We start from the raw sequence: 18,066 nt of genomic DNA on the forward strand, positions 1-18,066 counted from the left end.
CATCCGGCGGGACTGGATCCACAAGCAGACGACCGCGATCGCCGAGAGCCAAGGCGTCGTCGTGGTCGAGGCCCTGCGGGTGCGGTCCATGTCCGCGTCGGCGCGGGGAACGGTTGAGGAGCCGGGGCGCAACGTGCGTGCCAAGGCGGGCCTCAACCGTTCCATTCTCGACGGCGGCTGGTTCGCCTTCCGCACGGCGCTGGCCTACAAGCTGGCGGCCCGCGGCGGGCATCTGGTCGCCGTCGAACCCGCCTACACGTCGCAGACCTGCTCGGCCTGCGGCGCCGTGGATCGGGCAAGCCGGATGGCGCGGGCCGTGTTCGCCTGCACCGCCTGCGGCCACACCGACCATGCCGACGTCAACGCGGCCAAGACCATCCTGCGGCAGGGCCTGTCGTCGATGCCTGTGGAGGGACGCGATCGCGCGCCCGACGAAGCAGGAACCACCCGGAGGGCCGCATCAGCAGCCCAAAAGGAACCCTCGGCCTTCAGGCCGAGGAGGAGGTCAGAGCAGGCAACGACCGATCCACTTCGGGAAGCCCGCCTTTCGCGGGCTTCTTTTTGTTTTTGAATTTTCACGCGTGCATATGAGCATACTCGTGTGACAACGAGGACGGACCAATGCAAGTCGGCTCACGGACCCCCTGGGGAAATGTAGAATACGTCCATGAATTCGCGAAGGGCGTCTTCTACTGCTCAACGCCGTCGCACGGAGGGATAAAGCTCGACGAGGACCGCAATGCACGCGTACCCGCCGAGTTCCGCGCGCCCGGCGGGTGGTACGAGCGCGACGTCGATTGGTCGATTGCCGTGCTGGCGGTCCGCGACGCGTTCTCGCCACATCGGGTCGCGGAAGCGGAGAGGACCTGCCGGAATTGGAAACCGGCGGCCTACGAAGCCGTCACCGGTCTGCGGCTATCGGTCGGCCAGAGCTACATGCTCAAGCTGCAGGCCTGGCAGGCCGAGCACGCCCACGAGCTTCAGGCCATTTCCGGATACCATGCCTCCTCGGCATTCGACGGCATCCCCGATGACATGGTCGCCGTGGAGGCGACCGTCGGCGGAGATCGGTCGCGGACGAGCGAGGGGCGATACTTCTTCGTCGACAAGGCAGAATATTCCCAGGGGCTCCGCGAGCCGATGCCCTTTCTCATCGACACCGGCCGGCACGAGGAGGTGACTCGCTTGGACCGCTCGTTCGTAAGGAGCGACCGATCTCCCACGCCTGGGTTCTAGAAGGAGGCTTCCCGATGACGAATGAAACGGCACGAGAGCCGGATCTGGGAAGAGTGCCGATGGAGGCGCTGCTCGATGAAATCGAGCGCCGCGGCACAGTGATCTTGATCCATACCACAGTGGACGCGATCGCTGAAATGGCCGGAACTGATGCGGGCCGCGTCCGGACCTGCCTGCCCGACATCAAGGACGCAGTGATCGACTCCGAAGCGGCAGACGCAATCGACGAGGTCTGCGCCCGCGCGCTCGAGAGCGACGACGATACGTTCGATTTCGACTAGGCAGGGGGTGCGCCGGCTACCCTAACGTCCCGCGCCCTCCGCACGTCGAACAGGGCCTGGACTGCTGCTTTTGGCCGGCCCCGAAACACGCCGGACAGGTTGCGTCGCCCTGTCGGCCGCTTCCGCCGCAGGTGTAGCAGGTCTCAGGCGTGGAAACGAACCGGGCTCCTCCACAGGTCGGGCAGGTTTGCGGCATATCTCAGTCCTCCGTGGTTGCGGGCCAGTCTCCCGGTTCCCTTCGCACCAATCCGCCGAGGACGGTCAACACGGGCGGGAATCCCGGTCAGCGTGCTTGATCGCGGGGCCCGTACCTGTTCTAGTTGATCCATTCTGTTTTTCACAGACCCATTGTGCGCGTGTGAGGCCACCATGTTGCAGGTGTCGATCTCCGACGGGACCCCGGTCGACGCTGTCGCCGCCTACATTCCGAACCCCTTGGCGATTTCGACAATCACGCGCCCGCCGGTCGATTGGTGGGACTGGTCGGCCGAGCCCATAGGCCGTCTATTGACGTCGGCTGATCTCCCGGCAGGAGTCACCCCGAGAAAACTGTTGCGCGCCCTTTCGAGGCAGGACCGTCCCTGGTTCCCCGTCGAGTTCGTGCCACGGGAGGGCGGGATCGGTCGTCTTCATGTGACCGGACCCACGTCGAGCGCTGGACTGCGGATCGGGGTTTTCGTCCTGGCGGCCGAGGACGGTTGGGGGTGGACCCGGGCAGGGGCCGTCCGGGCGATCGACACCTGTCTCGCGCGCTTCGTGAAGGCGTTGGAAAGCGGCGGGCAGGACGAAACCATCGGACTGCAGGGGTTGACGGCATGGGCGAGAAGCCTCGGCAGGGAGACAGCGCAATGAGCTCGGCCTTAACACCCGACGGCAAGCGGATCGTTGGGGTGGTAGAAGAAATCGTCGGAACGGCACGACTGGGCGAGGACAGTTTCTCGCGCGAGGCGAACGGTGAGCTCGGCTTCAGCTATGCCGGCGAAACCGAAATCGACTGGAATAGCCAGAAGCCCGTCAGGCCCTCGGACGGAAAAGGTCGTATCTTCGTGGATGAAGATGGAGAGTTCTGGCGGGAGACGGAAATCGTCCTGGAAGAGGAGCCGAAGCATACAACCCAGTCCCGAGAGGATGATGGTCCTTCTCCGTGATCACGCTCTCCGATCGGCGTGTAAGGCGACCGTCGAACGCGCCAGACGTTGACTTGACTTGGCTTGGCTGTCTCCACACGATAAAATTCGATTTCGGTATCGATACAAAAGCCGGCGCCCTTCGTGGCGATGTATATTTCACAATATTGGGGAGTGCTACCTTGCGTGGTCGGAAGAGCTACACGTCGGACGCCGTCGGCATTTCGCGCATTGCTCTTATTGCTTCTGTGTTTTCTGCATACTTTCTACCGGAACGGGAAGGGACCGTCGTGGCCGTTGCAGCTTTCGGCGTGCTCCTGTTCTTCGAATGGCTCGGCATGCACTTGGACTATCGCGCGGTCAAAAGAACGTACGCGGAGCTGATGGGTTCGGAAGGGGATATGACATCCTCCGTTCAAGAACCCGAGCATTCCGCGCAGGATGCATCCCGCTGGCCGATCAACGAAGTGACCCGGCTGGTTGTCACCGGGAGTATCGGGCTGGTGACCGCATCGCTTCTTTTTGCGAATGCGACATCGGCCGGCGGCCTCGCCTTTGCCCTGTTCGACGTGGCTCTTGTCGTTGTGATGGGGCTCTCGATTGTCACCACGCGGATGCTGCAGAGGCGAGAAGATGCGCTCAGAGCCGATGTGGCACGGCACCACTTCGAGGCCCAGTAGAGGCGGCTCCCGCATCCTTTTGACTGTCGACCGACCGGACGGATTCTTCCGGGCCCGATGTGGATCGGCCGCCTTCGATCACGCGCAGCGGTCTGGAGCCCGGGGGTAGGTCCGGTGGGTGCGGCGGCCGTATGATATCCGGGAAGTGAGCCCCGCACTTCTCGTCGTTGGCAAGCTTCCGCCGGACCTTCGGGTCCCGCCAAGGGCAATCCCTGGCCAGAATGTCGAGGAGCTCGTCCAAGGCCACCTCGCTGCCGAACTTATAAGCGAGCCGCGCAAGGCGATAGACGCCCTCCCGTCGGCAGAACCGGCAGCTCACACGGACGAGGACGAAGGGGTATTCCGAAAGGCGCTCCATCAACAGATGGAATCGAACAAAACAAGAACTTCGTCAAGGCCCGCTTACGCAGACGGCGCCGACATGGCGCACCAGGGGGTCGAGCACCAACAAGTAAAGCTTGACCATTACAAATAGGGATACCGCTATTTATTGAAGATATCCGTTTAAGTGACTGATCCATATACACGCACAACAGTGGCCGCGTGAACTCTATTGCCTGTTTCAGCACTCGACTTACGTAAGGACGAGACATATTTGTGAAAAAGCACTTGACCGCCCAGGTTGAGCTGCTATATTGAAAGCGCAAGGGTTGCGAAGTGTGACCCACGGAAGTTCACCCGAGACGCGCTGCAAGAGCGCGCGGGAGGTCGAGATGGCAACTGCAGTGAAGGAGGCGCTTGGCGCCGTGGGTAGCGTGATCGGCAAGGCGCTGTACGTGGCGTTTGCCGGCCTGTCGGTGCCGCTCGCTATCGTTGCGGCCTTCTGGGCTGTGCCGCTCGGCGATGTGCCGTACCGCCAGGACGTTGTCGCCCGTTGGGGCGAGCCGATCGGCCAGCTGACCCTTCTGATCATCGCCGCCTTCTGGATCCACCATTGGTGGGTGATGCGGCGCCAGTAGGCGCATCACCGATCTGACATCTGAGGCCACGACGAATTGAGGCCGCCGCCGAGTTTCTCGGCGGCGGCCTCTTTTTGTCCGATACCTGCCGGGATCAGTCGCCGGGCGGCGGGCTATCGTCCGACGCCCGGTTCCGGTTCCGGCCGGCCCAACGCGCGCCCGCCCGAACGCCACGGCCGAAGCCGGTCGCAGCACCCTGGGTCGCTTGAGCGCCGGCACCACCGGTCACGATCGCCGACCCAAGGGCTGCCTGCTGGGCGCGGCCTTCGTTGGAGCTGACGTCGGCGGAGCCCCCGATCCACCGCAACACGCGATTGGGGAACTCGCTCACGAGCGAGAAGGACCGCTCGATCAACACGATGTACGACAACACGATCATGACCGAGACGGCGATGATCCCGAAGAGCCAGCTCAAGCTGCCGCCGACGCCCAGGGATGACAGCATGTAATAGAATCCCATGTCGATGATCGCGCTCGTCACTTTGAAAATCATCATCCCGATGAGAAATCCGAAGATCATCAGGATCGGTGTCAAAAAGAGGGAAAGGATCAGAAGGTAGCCCTGCTGCGCCGATTGCCCGGCAAAACCTTCGCCTTCCATGCGAAGATGTGCGATCGCCCAGAGATTGGCGGCGACGATGGCCTCGGCAACCAGAAGAAAGTAGCCGGTCACCGAGATCACCCATAGGATAAAGGGCAGCATCGGCAGGATAAAGGCCATGGACGTGCCGGCGGCGAGCAGGGTCGCCAGCGGGAGTTGCAGCAGGGCACCGGCGGCCGAAGTGAAGAACGAGCCCAGGCTGATCCCGATGATCAGCGCAGCCGTCGCGTCGGTGAGGCGATGGCCGAGCCGGACGATGCCGACCATCGGATCCTCCGAATATCGCGACGGGTCGAAGATCTCTGCGAGAAAATTGGCGGCATCAACTCCTCGTCCAGTGAAGGCTTTGTCAATGAGACTGGCCCATCCGCCCGAGCTGTCGTCGGCCTGCGCGTCCTGAACGAGGTCGGGATTGAGCGGATAGCCGAGCGCGGCGAGCTCGGCGGCCGCATACTGGAAGCCCCAGTCAGCCGCCGCGTAAACCTTGCGCGCCTCGGCCGTCGATTGAAGCTCTTCATCAGTAGGGCCGACGATGGACGACCAGGCGCGCCGCGAGAAGGGATTCCAGTTCGTAAGCGCCCCGACCTCGACCGTATTGGCAAAATATGAAGGGCCATTCACGACGTCCGGGCGGGCTTGCAGGACGGTCAAGATCTCGGCGTTCAAGCGAGCGACGGTCATGTACCAGCTGCCCGCCCCGATCCAGCCCTGGCCAAAACACTCGACGGCTTCCGGGTTGGAGGAGCGGCGGCCGCAGTTGCCACCGCTGATGTATCTGGCCAGCATGTCGCGGGCGCGGCCGGTCTGGCCGTCGTCGGACGCGAGCTTGCGGCGCAGCGATTCCATCCTCTCGTCGTAGACGTCCCTCATCGCCGCGTGAGCCTGCCGGACCGGGACCACGGGCGGCGACTCGCCGGCGAGCGCGGCCTTGACGAAGTCGCCGGCCATGGAAGCAAAGACCTGCAGCCCGGCGATCAGGGCGTCGCGCTGGATCGCCTGGAATTCCGGTGCCAAGTCTTTGGTCTCCTCGCGCTGCAGGGCGGCCGGGGTCCGGGGCGTCCGGATCGACCCGCAGATGCCGGTCCGGTTGTCGCCAAGCGCCGTCGTAAGGATGTAGCGGCCGTTCTCGCTCTGCTGCTGGACCGGCTGGGGCGGCGTGCCGCCGGCAACGCCGTACTGGTATCCCGACAAAGCAAGGCAGGCCGACATCTGCCAAAGCGCCTCGGTCACGTCCGCCGGCATCGACCCATTGGCGGCAATGATCGGGGTGGCGTCATCGAGCAGGAGCTCCGTTGCCTCCCCCCAGATGAAGCTCGCGCCCTCGGTGGATCCCTTCACTATTATCGCGATGGTCGCTTGCAAGACGTTGTAGCCTGAGAGGCCCGGGAGTGGGACAAGCATCCCGACCGCCAGGATGACGCGGAGCGGGCCCCAGAGCGTGGACCAGCGTTGCCCCAGGATGACACCCTCGTGCGCGCTCTGTAAGACCCCCACGAGCACGTTGTAGAAGAAGAGGAGGCCGCCAACGGCCAAGCAGATCACGTTAAAAAAGCCGATGATCGTTGAGAGGAAGGTGCGGCCGGCGCCGCCGCCGTCGGCGGACGGGAAAAGGGGGCCGAAGATCTGGTTGAGGAAGACCGAGCTGTAGGGGTCGCCAGTCTCAGAGCTGAACCACGCCGCGGCATCGTCACTGGTGAAGCCATCATATTCCGCTTGGGCGAACCCGGGGACCGTCGACATGATGAGCAGTCCGGCGACGAGCGCGCCGATCGCTCCGCCGCGGATGAGTCGACCGGCGGCAGGATTGCGAAAATAGGAAATTATGGATCTCATCGCGTCGCCTCGAGCACGTTGGCAACCAGCCATCTCGACCGCGCATCACGGTCTGCGAAAATGTATCCTAGCTCATTTACTCACGGACGCCACTGCGAAGAACCCTTCGGGAACGGGGTCGTGAAAACGGCGCGCTCGGCGCCGTCCGGACGCGGCCGGGGCGCATTTCCGCGCCCCGGCCGGCAAGAAAAAAGCCCCGCCGAGGCGGGGCTTAGCCACACGACGAGTGTAGCAGCTACGGAAATGAGGTCCAGCCGCAACGGGCTGCTCTTCTTCTACAACGTGCTCGTCAGTGTAGCAGCTACGGAATTGAGGTCCAGCCGCAACGCCCCGGAAGCGCGGCCGTCAGCTAGCATATACGCTTGACGTACCGCGTACATTCCCCTACCTTTCCGCCCAATGATCCTAAGCTTCCGAGATAAGAGGACAGCGGCTTTCGCGGCCGGCCGGTACGTGCGAGCGTTCAGCGGGATCGATGCGCAGGCGGCAAAGCGGTTGGCAATTTTGAACGCTGCACCGGACCTGGCCACTCTGCGAGCGCTACCGAGCAATCGGCTCGAATCGCTAAAGGGCAATCGCTCGGGCCAATACTCGATCCGCATCAATCAACAGTGGCGCGTCTGTTTCGAGTGGCCGAGCGATCAGTCGGGGCCGTCAAATGTGGAAATCGTAGACTATCATTGAGGAAGAAAGATGCTGGCGAGGGCAGTGCATCCCGGTCTGGTATTGCAGGATGAACTTGCAGAACTCGGAATCACTCCGACAGAGTTCGCGCGTCAGATCGACGTGCCGGCCAACCGGGTCTCCCAGATCATCGCGGGAAAGCGATCGATCACGGGGGACACGGCCCTTCGTTTCGGACACTGGTTCGGCACGGATCCGCAGTTCTGGCTCAACCTGCAGACCCAGTATGATCTCGCCGTCGCCCATTCGGAAACGGGCGAGGCGATCCGTCACCTGCCGACGAAGGAAACCTCTGCGAGGCCGTCGGGGCAGCCGGCGTGAACAGGCTCCGGCTGCTGGCAAACCGGAGGGAACCCTTCGGGAACGGGGTCGTGAAAACGGCGCGTTCGGCGCCGTCCGGACGCGGCCGGGGCGCATTTCCACGCGCCGGCGGGCAAGAAAAAAGCCCCGCCGAGGCGGGGCTTAGCCACACGACGAGTGTAGCAGCTACGGAAATGAGGTCCAGCCGCAACACAGCTGACGGCACCGTGGGCCTGAGGCAGAGTGTAGCAGCTACGGAAATGAGGTCCAGCCGCAACTGAGCGCCGGTTAATGGCCGAACTCGAGGAAGTGTAGCAGCTACGGAATTGAGGTCCAGCCGCAAGCGGGTCTGAACTGAGGAGAACAGCCACTATGAAAGCATCTGAATTCGACAAGAAGTTTGACGCTGGTGAGGACGTGAGCGATGCAATCGACTGGTCCCAGGCGCATGAGAAGAGACAACAAGCGAAGCTCGAAGAGCTCCGGACGATGATCGCAGAGGGCGACAACAGCGGAGTCGCGACAGCGCAGGACATGGATGAGATCAAGCGGGCAGTCCGGCGCAAGGAGCGTAGCGCGGATACTTAGGCGTTGCAGCTACGGAAATGAGGTCACCTGCGGCCCTCTGCGAAAATGCAGTGCATTCGACAGCAAGAGAATCGTGTGTGAGAGGCCGATCGGGTACCATAACCCGCGAAGGACGAATGCCGGCAGGCACGGGGCCTACCGGCATCGATTTTCTGCACTTGGAGTGCTTGTTAACGGGTGGACCTCATTTCCATCTGTGAGAAAAGCAGAATAGGGCGAGGATTTCAAGAATGTCTTGGCGTCTCGGACTCGATTTAGGCACCAACTCGATCGGTTGGTGCGCCGTTGAACTGGCAACAACGGGCGCAGGTGAACGCGGCGGGACGGGATACAGGCCGGTTGGCATCCTCGACCTTGGCGTCCGCATCCTGACGCCCAACGAGGAGGCTGGACGCGATCCGCAGTCGAAGCAGTCGCTTGCTGCCGACCGTCGCACCGCGCGGGCCATGCGCCGCCGCCGCGATCGCTTCCAACGTCGACAAAAGCGGCTGATGGGTCTTCTCGTCCATGCCGGCTTGATGCCCGCGAGCGTGACCGACCGCAAGGCGCTGGAGAAGCTCGATCCCTATTGGCTGCGGGCCGCGGCTTTGCGCGAGCCTCTGGCGCTCCACGAGATCGGCCGAGCGATCTTCCATTTGAACCAGCGCCGTGGCTCCAAGTCCAATCGCATCGCCGACGCGGGCGATGGCGAGAAAGGGGCGACGAAGGAGGGCATGAAGGCTCTCCGCGCGGCGCTGCAGGAGGAGAACGCCCGCACGCTCGGGGAACTCCTGGCGCGGCGACACGCGCGCGACAAGTTCGGCAACCGGTTGAAGGCCGGCGACGGCCACATGACGCCGCAGACCGTCCGGTTCCGGCCGAGGACCGAGGGCGCGAAGACACTCTACGACTTCTATCCGTCGCGTGAGCTGGTCGAGGAGGAGCTGACGGCGATCTGGCACGCCCAGGCACCACACCATCCCGAGCTGACCGATGCGCTTTTCAATCAGATCCGCCATGTCGTCATCGACCAGCGCCCGCTGAAGAAACCCATGGTCGGACGCTGCACGCTGCGTCCCGAGGAGGAACTGGTCTCGCCCTACGGCTTTCCGATTGATCTCGGGGAGCGGGCGCCGAAGGCCCATCCGTTGTTTCAGCGGTTTCGGATTCTGCAGGATCTCTGCCAACTTCGCGTCACGCGGGCCGGGGAGGCCGAGCGACCCCTGACCATGCAGGAGCGTGACGCCGCAGCCGCGAGGCTGATGGCCGGAAGTGGCAACGCGGTGACCTTCGACCAGCTCCGCAAGGCGCTGAAGTTCCCCGACGACGTGCGCTTCAACGTCGAGCTCTCGGGGCGGAAGGGTTTGAAGCCCGACGAGACGGGTGCCCGGCTTGCCGCGCGGAACGCCTTCGGCAAGACGTGGCGGGGCCTGTCGCGTGAACGGCAAATAGAAGTCGTGGAACGGATGCTCCACACTCAGGACGCGGCCGCCATGGAGGGCTGGCTGGCCGAGCAGTACCGCCTCGCCCCTGAAGACGCCGAGCGAATCTCCGAGAAGGTCCGCCTGCCTCAGGGCCACGGCCAGTTCGGGCGCAAGGTTCTTGCCGACCTGGTGCGCGTCATGGAGGAGGAGACCCGCGACTGGACCGATCCGCAGACCGGGGAAATCCGGGCGCGTCCTCTGAGATATGACGAGGCCGTGCAGGCGATCGACGAGGCGCTCCATCATTCCAATCTAGGACCTGAGCGGACGCTCGCTCGGTTGCCGTACTATGGCGAGGTGCTGCCACGTCACGTGGTCTCGAAGCCGGGCGCCGCCGAAGGCTCTCAGGAGCAGATCGGCCGGGTGCCCAACCCCACCGTCCACATCGGCCTCAATCAGCTTCGCAAGATCGTCAACGCGCTCATCGACGTCTACGGTCCGCCGACCGAGATCGTTGTCGAGCTCGGTCGCGAGTTGAAGCTCAACAAGAAGGGAAAGCAAAAAATCGAGCGCGAAAACCGCGAGAACGAAGCCGCCAACGATCGCCGCCGCCAGCGGCTTGCCGATATCGGCGTTGCCGACACCTACGCGAACCGGCTGATGCTCCGTCTCTATGACGAACTGCCGGCCGATGAGCGTGTCTGCGTCTATTCCGGCGAGCCTATATCGATCGAACGCCTCTTCCGCGGGGACATCGAAGTCGACCACATCCTGCCCATGTCCAGGACGCTCGACGACAGCTTCCTGAACAAGGTGCTCTGCACCCGGAAGACGAACCGCGCGAAGGGAAATCGCGCCGGGAGAGGCGTGGTGGGGCGCCGACCTCCGCGAGGCGGTGGAGCGTGCCGAGCGGTTGTTTCGGCGAAAGGCGCGCCGGTTTCAGCCGGACACCATGGCGAGGTTTGAGGCAGAGGGCGGCTATCTCGCCCGTCATCTGACCGATACCCAGCACATGTCGCGCCTCGCCGGAGACTATCTCAAGCTCGTGTGTGAGCGGGTCTACGTCTCGCCAGGAAAACTGACGGCGATGCTGCGCGCCAAGTGGCGCCTCAACACGCTGCCCGGCCACAACTACACCGACGTCAACCAGCCAAAAAACCGGAAGGACCACCGGCATCATGCGGTGGACGCCTTCGTTCTAGCCTGCACCGATCGCGGGCTTCTAAACCGGATTTCGCGGGAGGCAGGCCGCGCAGAGGATCTCCAGCTCGACCGGCTGTTTCCTCCCGACAGTTTTCCGGAGCCGTTCCCTGGCTTTCGCGAGGAGCTGATGCGGCATCTCGAAACCGTCGTCGTCAGCCACAAGTCCGATCACGGACTGCCGGTCGGCGCCCAGGACGACGTCCATGTGACGTCGGGCCAGCTTCACGAGGGAACCGCCTACGGCCTAGTCGACGAGGAGATCGACGGTAAGCGGTACAATCTCGTCTATCGAAAGCCCATCGACACGCTCACCAAAGGCGAAATCGACAGGGTTCGGGACGCGGACCTTCGAGAGGCGCTGCGCGAGGTCGCCTACGCAGCTAAACGCGACGACGTGAAGCTTCCCAAGGCGCTTGCGGAGTTCGGCCGGACCCGCCGGGTCGGCGGTGAGCTTCGTCCGATCCATCGGGTGCGTCTGTTGAAGACAAAGCAATCCGTGCGGGTCGTGGAGCATGGCGCGAGCTACGCAAAGGCCTATGTGTCGGGCGGCAATCACCGGGTGGAGATCTACGAGCTTGCGGGAGGCGAATGGCTCGGGGAAGGGGTTTCTGTCTACGACGCAAATCGCCCGGGGTACCGCCCCGGCTGGCCGGGCGACCATCCCGGCGCCCGGCTCGTCATGCGGGTTCACAATGGCGATCTGATCGAGGCCGACTTCGGCGAAGGGCGGCAGATAATGCGGATCTATGGTTTGGAGCCTATTGCCAGGCGACTACGGCTGGCGCCCCATGAGGCAGCCGGGAGAATTGACGAGCGGCACGAGGATCCAGATGATCCATTGCGTTGGACCTTTGCGACGTACGCGCGCCTGAAGAAAGCCGGCGCGCGAAAGGTCTACGTGGACCCGATTGGCCGGGTATTTCGCACCGGGCGTTCTTAGGCCGTGGGTGGTGCAATGCGGCAATCCGGCCTCATCGCACCGGCGCCATTTTTCGCGGCGATCCGCCGTTTCGCTTCATTCGTCCACGGTTCAAGCGGCCCGGTCCCTTCGGGGGGCGGGCCTTTCTAGCGTTTCAGCGGAGCTACAACCCGGCGCGCTCGACTGCCACGGCAGAGGCGATCATGGCGTCCGTCGTCGGCCATCGGACCATGTCACGACGGATGGCCGCATCCCGCGCGGCGACCGAGAGCCCGTCCGGACATGAGGCGAGTGCAGCGGACAGAGCGGCCATCCACGGCCGCGTGAGACTGACGGTGCGGAGCGCTTTGACAATGCGATCGGATGCGTCGACGACGGCGATCGTCGCCGGCGCGCGGCCGGTGGCCGGCCAGGTCTCGACCGCGGCAGCGGAAGTGCGGATCGCGCGCGCCTGGTCTGCCGCGTGCAGACCGACCGCGTAGGGAGCGTCGAGCGATAGTCCCTGGCCGGAAAGGACGATCCAGACGAGGGGCGGCGCGGGCAGGAGCGCCACGCGGATCTTGCCTTTGCGTAGCGCGCGCACTTCCTCGCGGGTCGGCCGGGAGATGCCGGCGACGAGCGTGATGCCAAGCGCCGCCTCGCCGGGTGTCATGAGGGCCTGCAGCCCCTCTCCGGCGAGAGGCCACGGCCACATTTCCCCGACTGCAAGGCGTGTCATCGGCATCGCGACTCTCCGCTGGCAAATCATTCGGCTTCGTCGATCTGCCAGATTTCGGCCCGAGGCGGCTCTCCCGGCACATTCCAGTCGATCTCTTTGAGATACATCCGCATCCCTTGTGATCTCGCCCTAAAATCTTGGATCTCTTCGGCCGTCGCGGCGGGGAATTCAATCCCCCAACCGGGGACCACCTCTCGGCCGGCCATGGGCCAAATGGCTTGAGCCAACTCGGCGTCGGTCAGCGCGGCCACGAATTCCGCAGGCTGAATGTGAGCGGTCCGGTATTCGACGGCATCGCGGCGCCTCATCTCCATGAGGAGATTGGTGTGTTCGCCGGCGCGCTTCATCTCTGCGGGGGTCATCGTCATCTCCCGTGCTCGGGGCGTGCCGTGGCGGCCGCCTGACGATCAATATATAGCAATCTGCATGATGTTTCGCAATAACCATTCGGCTCACGTCTCGCGTGCGGGCGGTGCGGATCGATCGATCAGAGCCATCATCCGGCGGAACGCGGCCTCGTGGCGACAGGGGCGTCCGGCGAGCCAGCCGGCGAGCGTGGCTGGATTGACGCGCAGTTCTTCGGCCGCCTTCGGCCGGGCGCCGTAGGTGCCGCCAGCACGGTGCGTCATCCAGGCGTGGAGCACTTCGGCAAAAGGTCGCGGGTCGCCTTCCCAGTCGATCATGCGCCCGACTCCCTCAGCCCGATTAAAAGCACCCTCAGCTCGAGCCATGTCATGTGGCGGGCCCGCTTGCGCCAGGCGTCGACCCGCGAGCGGCTGACCTCGCGGGCCTCTTCGAGCGTGCGCGCGATTTCCGACGGATCGAGGTCGGGCAGGCACTCCGGATCCTCGGCGAGCCGCGCGGCGCCGGCATACATCGCCGCGACGATGGCGACCTCGTCGAGCTCAAGGATTTGCCGGAGCCAGATCATGACGTCGCCCGGCGTCATGGCCGGTCCGAGGTCCCGCCCATCGACGACCATCGGCGGAAGCGCCCGCGGTCCTCGCTTGCGATAGCGTCGCTCGCCGTGGCTGGTCGAGGGGTTCATCGGTGATGCTCGATCATCAGCCGGATCTCGCGCGCGAGCGCGACCTGCGTACGAGCGATGTCGGCGGACCGGCAGGCGCCCATGCCGGTTCGGGCGAGCTGGCGCATGAAATCCATCGCTGCGCGGTCGCTGTCCGGGCCGATGTAAAGCACGTCGATGATGCCCGGCAGGCGCTCTGCCTCGGCCAACGCCGCGGTGGAGCTGTCCGGCTGACCGTCCGACACGACGAGCGTGTGAGAGGGGCCGAGTTCGCGACACGCCGCGAGCGCCGCCGCGAGGTCGGTCCCGCCGCCGGCGGGGCCGATCCCGGGCGCGTCGACGGTCGGGCGGCTGGAAAATGTGATCAGCCGCCGGCCGCCCTCGCCCATGATCGCGGCGATCGCCTCTCTCAGGATCTCGATTTTAGCGCGTCCGCCCCAGGCCGGCGCTTGCATCGAGCCGGACACGTCGGCGCAGATAAGAGCGGGCCCGGTGGCGGAGACCCGCCTCGAGGCCGTCGCCGTCGTGCCGGTCTCTCTGGGCAGAGACCGGGCGGCGCGATTGAGGACGCCCTGCAATTTGGGTGTCGGCAGATTCGTGGTCATGTCCCTGCACTCCATGGATAGTCGGCGCCGACGAGGTGGCGATCGGGCGCGCCACTGGCGGCATACCCGGCGAGCACCCCGGCCAAATCCGGCTTGCGGCGGATCAAGTCCCGCTTGGTCGAGATCTCGCCAGTGGTCACGCTGTAGTCGGCGAGATGATCATGCGTGTAGCGCTCCTGGCCGAGGTTGATCATGATGCGCCTGCCCCGGCGGGTGTTGGCGTCGATCACCGAGATCTCGGCCGGGTCCTGATCTACGATGGCGGCAATCTCCCGCAGGAGCGCCATCTCGCGCGCCTGCTTGGCCGCGACGACAGCCCGGGCCTCGGCAGCCGCTCGCTCGGCAGCCTGTCTGCGCTGCGCTTCCGCGGCGGCCTCATCGCGGCGACGGACGTCCTCCCGCGCGGCCTGGGCGACCCGCTCGCGCGCCTCGGCGCGCATCGCGTCCTCCTCCATCGCGCGGGCCGTCGCCTCGATCTCGACAATCTCGGCCGGGGTCAATAACGGCTTGCCCGCCATGGTGGCGCGCACATGCGCCCTTGCGGCCTCGGCGACCCGGCTGCGCTCCGCGTAGCGCAACCGTCCGCTCTCCTCCGCCATGGCGTCGCGGGCGATTCGGATCCGCTCGGCCTCGTCCAGGATGGAGGCGCGTGCGGCGGCGTCGGTCGCCGCGCCGCGCCGGGCGGCCTCTGCGCACAGGGCCGTGACCAGGTCAACGACCTGGTCGTCGCTCAGGTCCGAAAAATCGAGCTCCTCCTCCACGGTTAGCCCCGCATGAACGTCGGCGCGAGGTCGTGGCGGCGGGGCTGGAACGCTTTCAGGAGGATCTCGTCGGCACGGGCAGCGCCGGAGGGGCCGACGGTGTCCAGCCAGAAATCGATGTCGCCGGTCTCGCGGATTTCCCGGACCAGGAGGCTGACGGCCTCGCGGACCTCCGCGACCGCCTGGTCGCGGTCGTCGCGGTTTCGGCAGATCCGCTCGGCGTGCTCAACCGTGGCGTCCGCCGCGGCTTCAAGCGCCGGCAGGAAGCGGGCGCGGCAGACTGCGGCGAAATCGTTCTGCTTGTCGGTGCCGCCGGTGAGGACCGGGAGGCCGTCGGCGGAGGCGAGGACCGCCTGTTTCTCGGTCTCATAAGCGCGCTTGAATTCGGCCTGTTCGCAGGCGCGGCAGAGCTTCTCCTGCTCAGCGTACCACGCGGCCCGCCGGTCGGCGTCGCGCCGATTGCGGCCCTCGACCGTGATCGTCTTGCCGCAGGAGGGGCAGGAATAGGTTGCTTTGGCCATTGTCATCTCCCTTTCCGGGGGCGTGCCGAGGTGGCCGCCGGACGCAAAGACCTATAGCAATTTGCTGTATATGTTGCAAGCCCAAAAGGAGGGTAAGAGTATCGCACCGGTGAATGAGACAGCGTCAGTTGCCTTTGGGGCCGGTGAGGGCCTCGCGAAGGCGCGCCTCTGCCTCCTCGTGTGCGACGTCGAGGAGATAGACGAGGAGGTCGTAGCGATGCGTCTCCGCGAGCTCGCGGAGCTCGGCGAGGCGCTTGGCGATGTAGGCCGCGCCAGCGGGCTGGTCAGCCATCGGCGGCTCTCGCGCGGGATCGACGTCGCTTCAGCCATCCTTCGTAGGCCGCAGCAACTGCAGCCTTGGCCTCGTCCTTGGTCTCGGCCGAGCCAACGCCGATCTTGAGCCGGGCGTTGAGCGCCCAATGCCAATCGATGCCGGACCCGTTGATGTCCCGGTGATAGCAGACCGCCCAGATCTCGGGGTGCTCCGGGTCCCTGGCGAGACCATGAGTCGGATCGCTGCTCTTGGCGTGCCAGACGAGGGGCATAGCCATCGCTCCGAAACCGGTGGGACAATGTCTAGAAAAGAGAAGCAAGAATAATAAATACGAGATGGGACTGAAATCTATCGAAATCAATGAAGTGAATAAATCCTGGTGCGCGATTGTAGTGGCACAATACAGGGCGCCTGTAGAAGCCTCCACGAAAACGACCAGAGCGTCGAAAAAGACTAATAGTGACAGGCGTGTGTCCTTAGGACACACGCCTGTCACTATATAGTAGAATCGACCAACAGTCAAATGTAAAGCGATTACTGGAGAATGGGCAGGTACACACTCTCATCGTTTTGGAGGTCTACCAGAGCCGACTGCCCCTAAGGCTCCCAGCCCGGCTCAGCGTCGTGCGCTCCTTGCGCCTGCTGCCAGGCTTCGGCCTCTGCCTCGGGTACGTCCCAAACGATCGCGTTCTCCGGCGTGAGTGCCTCGAGCGCCTCTTGGACCGTTTCGGAAATCACCTCTCGATCGGGTGGGGCCAGGTCCTTCAGACTGTCGTCCAGGAAAGCTTCCCGAGCCTCCGGATCGAGACGGCTTCGAACGCACGCGCGGACCAGACTGGCTATTCGGTCCCTCTCCCGAAGCTCGACCGAGCGGGGTACGCGCTGAACCGCCATCGCGGCCCGGTAGCTGGGGGCCGACGCCTCGTATCCCTCCAGAATCGCCTCTGCCAATGGGGTAGCATCAGCGCGCTCGTAGAACGCGATGATGCCGGTCAGATAATTCGCCTTGTCCATCCCCACGAAGGCGAGCGGCGGCATGCCGGCGGCGAGAAGCGGAACGTTGCACATTAGCCGGCCGACACGCTTGTTTCCGTCGCTGAATGCCTGGAGATAGGAGGCGCCAGCGAGCAGGAAAAAGCACGCCTCGGCCGGATCATCGATTTGCCCTGCCTTCCACAGCAGCGACCCAAGGTCTGCTCGGAGCTGAATGTAATCACCGCTCGGGTGGTAGGCACTTGCTCCTATCCGGACGTTGTCCCGTCGAATTGTTCCGAGCTTGTCAGGTTCGATGAGGTCTCTCATCAACAGTGCGTGTAGGCGCTGCACGAAGTTCATCTCGAACACGTCTTCTCCAACCCGCTCGAGAATATAATCAATCGCACGCTTATGATTGAGGATCATAACCGCTTCCAAGACATCGTGGCCCGCAGCCCTCTCGCCGAACTGCAGAAGGACCTCGGTGTCGAGATAGTCGTAAGTGTTTCCCTCGAGCACCGAACTCGCCCAGGACAGGTCGATCAGGAATCGGTTTGCGATCTGACGACTGTAGGTTGAGGGGTCGAGCGGACCGGCCGCGCCGCGGCCGAGTTCCTTCATCCTCTCGGCCGCTTCGATCGGCAGCCAGAAGGTCTTGTTGGGCACGTAGCTTGCGATGCGTTCGGGCTCGTAGGATACGACGGGCCGGAGATGCGGCGGGGTTGCGAACCAGGTGGCTTCTGGCGTCAGGGAGAACGCGGCGTTCCGACGAGAGCCGGCTTTTTCGAGAATTCCCGCATCGATCAATCGTTGCATCGCGCGCGAGACGGTCGGCTGCGCCCGCGCCGGGCGGAGCCGGCGCGCAACTTCGCCCTGCGTCAGACCACGAGGCCCGGCTGGCTTCGCCATCTCCCGGACGATCTGGAGCTCCAACTCCGGCAGATCCCTCATCGCGAACACCGGATGCATAAAATGCCTCCCAAAACAATCGTCGTTTCAACTGGTTAGATAACACGAAGTGCGCATGAATAATAAATGAATAAAAACACCCTCGGCATGGAGGCCTTCGCTTCTCTTCGAATGTTCGCGTTTTGACCGATCTTTGCCCCTGACCCCGTTCTTCAGGTCGGGGTCAGGGGCCGGTCTATCGCTGGTTCTCGACGTGCTCGCGCACAATCGACGGCAGCGCGCCGCAATCCATCTTGCGAAAAACGCGACCAGTTCGTACGAGTTGTGGATGGAGCAGATGCGCGCCAATGTCTATCGCCTCTACCCCACGCCGACCCAGGCCGCGGCGATGGCGCGCATCGCCGGCGCGTGCCGCTTCGTCCACAATCTCGCCCTCGAGCAGCGACGGGACTGGTGGCGGCA

At 64.1% G+C, this 18,066-nt stretch carries 24 protein-coding genes; 13 read left to right on the forward strand and 11 right to left on the reverse strand.

Going from position 1 to position 18,066, the window contains the following annotated elements; translation table 11 throughout:
• From HNS03_RS24595 to HNS03_RS24625, 7 genes are all read left to right on the forward strand, one after another.
• On the forward strand, nucleotides 1–571 hold a 571-nt coding region (locus HNS03_RS24595; protein ID WP_367198694.1), incomplete at its 5' end, for an RNA-guided endonuclease InsQ/TnpB family protein.
• Nucleotides 572–621: 50 nt separating this feature from the next.
• Entirely contained in the window at nucleotides 622–1,236 is a 615-nt protein-coding gene (locus tag HNS03_RS24600; protein ID WP_367198695.1) for a hypothetical protein, read from the forward strand.
• Between the two features lie 14 nt (nucleotides 1,237–1,250).
• A complete protein-coding gene (locus tag HNS03_RS24605) occupies nucleotides 1,251–1,517 on the forward strand; it encodes a hypothetical protein (protein ID WP_367198696.1) in 267 nt (88 codons plus the stop codon).
• Between the two features lie 369 nt (nucleotides 1,518–1,886).
• Nucleotides 1,887–2,369 carry a hypothetical protein gene (locus tag HNS03_RS24610; RefSeq protein WP_367198697.1) on the forward strand — a complete coding sequence of 161 codons (483 nt, stop codon included), beginning with the start codon at nucleotides 1,887–1,889 and terminating at the stop codon, nucleotides 2,367–2,369.
• The gene (locus HNS03_RS24615; RefSeq protein ID WP_367198698.1) at nucleotides 2,366–2,665 is read left to right on the forward strand and encodes a hypothetical protein; all 300 of its coding nucleotides are present in this window, start codon (nucleotides 2,366–2,368) and stop codon (nucleotides 2,663–2,665) included. Before HNS03_RS24610 ends, HNS03_RS24615 begins: the two co-directional genes overlap by 4 nt.
• Nucleotides 2,666–2,826: 161 nt before the next feature.
• The gene (locus tag HNS03_RS24620; protein WP_367198699.1) at nucleotides 2,827–3,324 is read left to right on the forward strand and encodes a hypothetical protein; all 498 of its coding nucleotides are present in this window, start codon (nucleotides 2,827–2,829) and stop codon (nucleotides 3,322–3,324) included.
• Nucleotides 3,325–4,037: 713 nt separating this feature from the next.
• Nucleotides 4,038–4,283, forward strand: coding sequence for a hypothetical protein (locus HNS03_RS24625; RefSeq protein ID WP_367198700.1), 246 nt, complete (start codon nucleotides 4,038–4,040; stop codon nucleotides 4,281–4,283).
• A 94-nt stretch (nucleotides 4,284–4,377) separates the two neighbouring features.
• On the opposite strand, the gene HNS03_RS24630 is transcribed toward HNS03_RS24625, so the two are convergent.
• Nucleotides 4,378–6,717, reverse strand: a complete 2,340-nt coding sequence (locus HNS03_RS24630; RefSeq protein WP_367198701.1) for a DotA/TraY family protein — start codon at nucleotides 6,715–6,717, stop codon at nucleotides 4,378–4,380.
• Nucleotides 6,718–7,116: 399 nt separating this feature from the next.
• On the opposite strand from HNS03_RS24630, the gene HNS03_RS24635 reads away from it, so the two are divergent.
• The 5 genes from HNS03_RS24635 to cas9 (HNS03_RS24655) all read left to right on the forward strand — a co-directional run bounded on the left by HNS03_RS24635 (nucleotide 7,117) and on the right by cas9 (HNS03_RS24655) (nucleotide 11,835).
• The gene (locus tag HNS03_RS24635) at nucleotides 7,117–7,401 is read left to right on the forward strand and encodes a type II toxin-antitoxin system RelE/ParE family toxin (RefSeq protein WP_367198702.1); all 285 of its coding nucleotides are present in this window, start codon (nucleotides 7,117–7,119) and stop codon (nucleotides 7,399–7,401) included.
• 9 nt (nucleotides 7,402–7,410) lie between these two features.
• Complete coding sequence (locus tag HNS03_RS24640) at nucleotides 7,411–7,722, forward strand: HigA family addiction module antitoxin (RefSeq protein ID WP_367198703.1); 312 nt, start codon at nucleotides 7,411–7,413, stop codon at nucleotides 7,720–7,722.
• A 351-nt stretch (nucleotides 7,723–8,073) separates the two neighbouring features.
• Nucleotides 8,074–8,289 (forward strand): hypothetical protein, encoded by a 216-nt coding sequence (locus HNS03_RS24645; RefSeq protein WP_367198704.1) that lies wholly within the window; start codon nucleotides 8,074–8,076, stop codon nucleotides 8,287–8,289.
• Between the two features lie 230 nt (nucleotides 8,290–8,519).
• Complete coding sequence (cas9, locus tag HNS03_RS24650; RefSeq protein WP_367198705.1) at nucleotides 8,520–10,658, forward strand: type II CRISPR RNA-guided endonuclease Cas9; 2,139 nt, start codon at nucleotides 8,520–8,522, stop codon at nucleotides 10,656–10,658.
• Nucleotides 10,645–11,835, forward strand: a complete 1,191-nt coding sequence (gene cas9, locus HNS03_RS24655) for a type II CRISPR RNA-guided endonuclease Cas9 (RefSeq protein ID WP_367198706.1) — start codon at nucleotides 10,645–10,647, stop codon at nucleotides 11,833–11,835. The genes cas9 (HNS03_RS24650) and cas9 (HNS03_RS24655) overlap by 14 nt, the downstream gene beginning before the upstream one ends.
• Before the next feature lie 142 nt (nucleotides 11,836–11,977).
• Here the strand turns inward: cas9 (HNS03_RS24655) and HNS03_RS24660 are convergent, their stop codons facing one another.
• The 10 genes from HNS03_RS24660 to HNS03_RS24705 form a co-directional block, all read right to left on the reverse strand.
• Complete coding sequence (locus HNS03_RS24660; protein ID WP_367198707.1) at nucleotides 11,978–12,538, reverse strand: hypothetical protein; 561 nt, start codon at nucleotides 12,536–12,538, stop codon at nucleotides 11,978–11,980.
• Nucleotides 12,539–12,558: 20 nt separating this feature from the next.
• A complete protein-coding gene (locus HNS03_RS24665) occupies nucleotides 12,559–12,900 on the reverse strand; it encodes a hypothetical protein (RefSeq protein ID WP_367198708.1) in 342 nt (113 codons plus the stop codon).
• 84 nt (nucleotides 12,901–12,984) lie between these two features.
• Complete coding sequence (locus tag HNS03_RS24670) at nucleotides 12,985–13,215, reverse strand: hypothetical protein (protein ID WP_367198709.1); 231 nt, start codon at nucleotides 13,213–13,215, stop codon at nucleotides 12,985–12,987.
• Entirely contained in the window at nucleotides 13,212–13,580 is a 369-nt protein-coding gene (locus tag HNS03_RS24675; protein WP_367198710.1) for a hypothetical protein, read from the reverse strand. The genes HNS03_RS24670 and HNS03_RS24675 overlap by 4 nt, the downstream gene beginning before the upstream one ends.
• Nucleotides 13,577–14,164, reverse strand: a complete 588-nt coding sequence (locus tag HNS03_RS24680; protein WP_367198711.1) for a hypothetical protein — start codon at nucleotides 14,162–14,164, stop codon at nucleotides 13,577–13,579. Before HNS03_RS24680 ends, HNS03_RS24675 begins: the two co-directional genes overlap by 4 nt.
• A complete protein-coding gene (locus HNS03_RS24685; protein ID WP_367198712.1) occupies nucleotides 14,161–14,925 on the reverse strand; it encodes a hypothetical protein in 765 nt (254 codons plus the stop codon). The genes HNS03_RS24680 and HNS03_RS24685 overlap by 4 nt, the downstream gene beginning before the upstream one ends.
• Before the next feature lie 2 nt (nucleotides 14,926–14,927).
• On the reverse strand, nucleotides 14,928–15,446 hold the full coding sequence (locus HNS03_RS24690; RefSeq protein WP_367198713.1) for a hypothetical protein: 519 nt from the start codon (nucleotides 15,444–15,446) through the stop codon (nucleotides 14,928–14,930).
• 124 nt (nucleotides 15,447–15,570) lie between these two features.
• Nucleotides 15,571–15,738, reverse strand: a complete 168-nt coding sequence (locus HNS03_RS24695) for a hypothetical protein (RefSeq protein WP_367198714.1) — start codon at nucleotides 15,736–15,738, stop codon at nucleotides 15,571–15,573.
• Nucleotides 15,731–15,991, reverse strand: a complete 261-nt coding sequence (locus HNS03_RS24700; protein WP_367198715.1) for a hypothetical protein — start codon at nucleotides 15,989–15,991, stop codon at nucleotides 15,731–15,733. Before HNS03_RS24700 ends, HNS03_RS24695 begins: the two co-directional genes overlap by 8 nt.
• A 326-nt stretch (nucleotides 15,992–16,317) precedes the next feature.
• Nucleotides 16,318–17,664, reverse strand: coding sequence for a Fic family protein (locus HNS03_RS24705; protein WP_367198716.1), 1,347 nt, complete (start codon nucleotides 17,662–17,664; stop codon nucleotides 16,318–16,320).
• 277 nt (nucleotides 17,665–17,941) lie between these two features.
• Between HNS03_RS24705 and HNS03_RS24710 the strand changes: the two genes are divergently transcribed.
• Nucleotides 17,942–18,066, forward strand: a 125-nt coding sequence (locus HNS03_RS24710) for a helix-turn-helix domain-containing protein (RefSeq protein WP_367198717.1), incomplete at its 3' end; no start/stop codon positions are given.

This window comes from Amorphus sp. 3PC139-8, assembly GCF_040750475.1.
In the GTDB taxonomy this organism is placed as follows: Bacteria; Pseudomonadota; Alphaproteobacteria; order Rhizobiales; family Amorphaceae; genus Amorphus.

Coding starts and splice junctions, on each gene's coding strand:
- HNS03_RS24600 (WP_367198695.1), top strand. CDS start 622: ATGCAAGTCGGCTCACGGACCCCCTGGGGAAATGTAGAATACGTCCAT.
- HNS03_RS24605 (WP_367198696.1), top strand. CDS start 1,251: ATGACGAATGAAACGGCACGAGAGCCGGATCTGGGAAGAGTGCCGATG.
- HNS03_RS24610 (WP_367198697.1), top strand. CDS start 1,887: ATGTTGCAGGTGTCGATCTCCGACGGGACCCCGGTCGACGCTGTCGCC.
- HNS03_RS24615 (WP_367198698.1), top strand. CDS start 2,366: ATGAGCTCGGCCTTAACACCCGACGGCAAGCGGATCGTTGGGGTGGTA.
- HNS03_RS24625 (WP_367198700.1), top strand. CDS start 4,038: ATGGCAACTGCAGTGAAGGAGGCGCTTGGCGCCGTGGGTAGCGTGATC.
- HNS03_RS24630 (WP_367198701.1), bottom strand. CDS start 6,717: ATGAGATCCATAATTTCCTATTTTCGCAATCCTGCCGCCGGTCGACTC.
- HNS03_RS24635 (WP_367198702.1), top strand. CDS start 7,117: ATGATCCTAAGCTTCCGAGATAAGAGGACAGCGGCTTTCGCGGCCGGC.
- HNS03_RS24640 (WP_367198703.1), top strand. CDS start 7,411: ATGCTGGCGAGGGCAGTGCATCCCGGTCTGGTATTGCAGGATGAACTT.
- HNS03_RS24645 (WP_367198704.1), top strand. CDS start 8,074: ATGAAAGCATCTGAATTCGACAAGAAGTTTGACGCTGGTGAGGACGTG.
- cas9 (WP_367198705.1), top strand. CDS start 8,520: ATGTCTTGGCGTCTCGGACTCGATTTAGGCACCAACTCGATCGGTTGG.
- cas9 (WP_367198706.1), top strand. CDS start 10,645: ATGGCGAGGTTTGAGGCAGAGGGCGGCTATCTCGCCCGTCATCTGACC.
- HNS03_RS24660 (WP_367198707.1), bottom strand. CDS start 12,538: ATGCCGATGACACGCCTTGCAGTCGGGGAAATGTGGCCGTGGCCTCTC.
- HNS03_RS24665 (WP_367198708.1), bottom strand. CDS start 12,900: ATGACGATGACCCCCGCAGAGATGAAGCGCGCCGGCGAACACACCAAT.
- HNS03_RS24670 (WP_367198709.1), bottom strand. CDS start 13,215: ATGATCGACTGGGAAGGCGACCCGCGACCTTTTGCCGAAGTGCTCCAC.
- HNS03_RS24675 (WP_367198710.1), bottom strand. CDS start 13,580: ATGAACCCCTCGACCAGCCACGGCGAGCGACGCTATCGCAAGCGAGGA.
- HNS03_RS24680 (WP_367198711.1), bottom strand. CDS start 14,164: ATGACCACGAATCTGCCGACACCCAAATTGCAGGGCGTCCTCAATCGC.
- HNS03_RS24690 (WP_367198713.1), bottom strand. CDS start 15,446: ATGGCCAAAGCAACCTATTCCTGCCCCTCCTGCGGCAAGACGATCACG.
- HNS03_RS24695 (WP_367198714.1), bottom strand. CDS start 15,738: ATGGCTGACCAGCCCGCTGGCGCGGCCTACATCGCCAAGCGCCTCGCC.
- HNS03_RS24700 (WP_367198715.1), bottom strand. CDS start 15,991: ATGCCCCTCGTCTGGCACGCCAAGAGCAGCGATCCGACTCATGGTCTC.
- HNS03_RS24705 (WP_367198716.1), bottom strand. CDS start 17,664: ATGCATCCGGTGTTCGCGATGAGGGATCTGCCGGAGTTGGAGCTCCAG.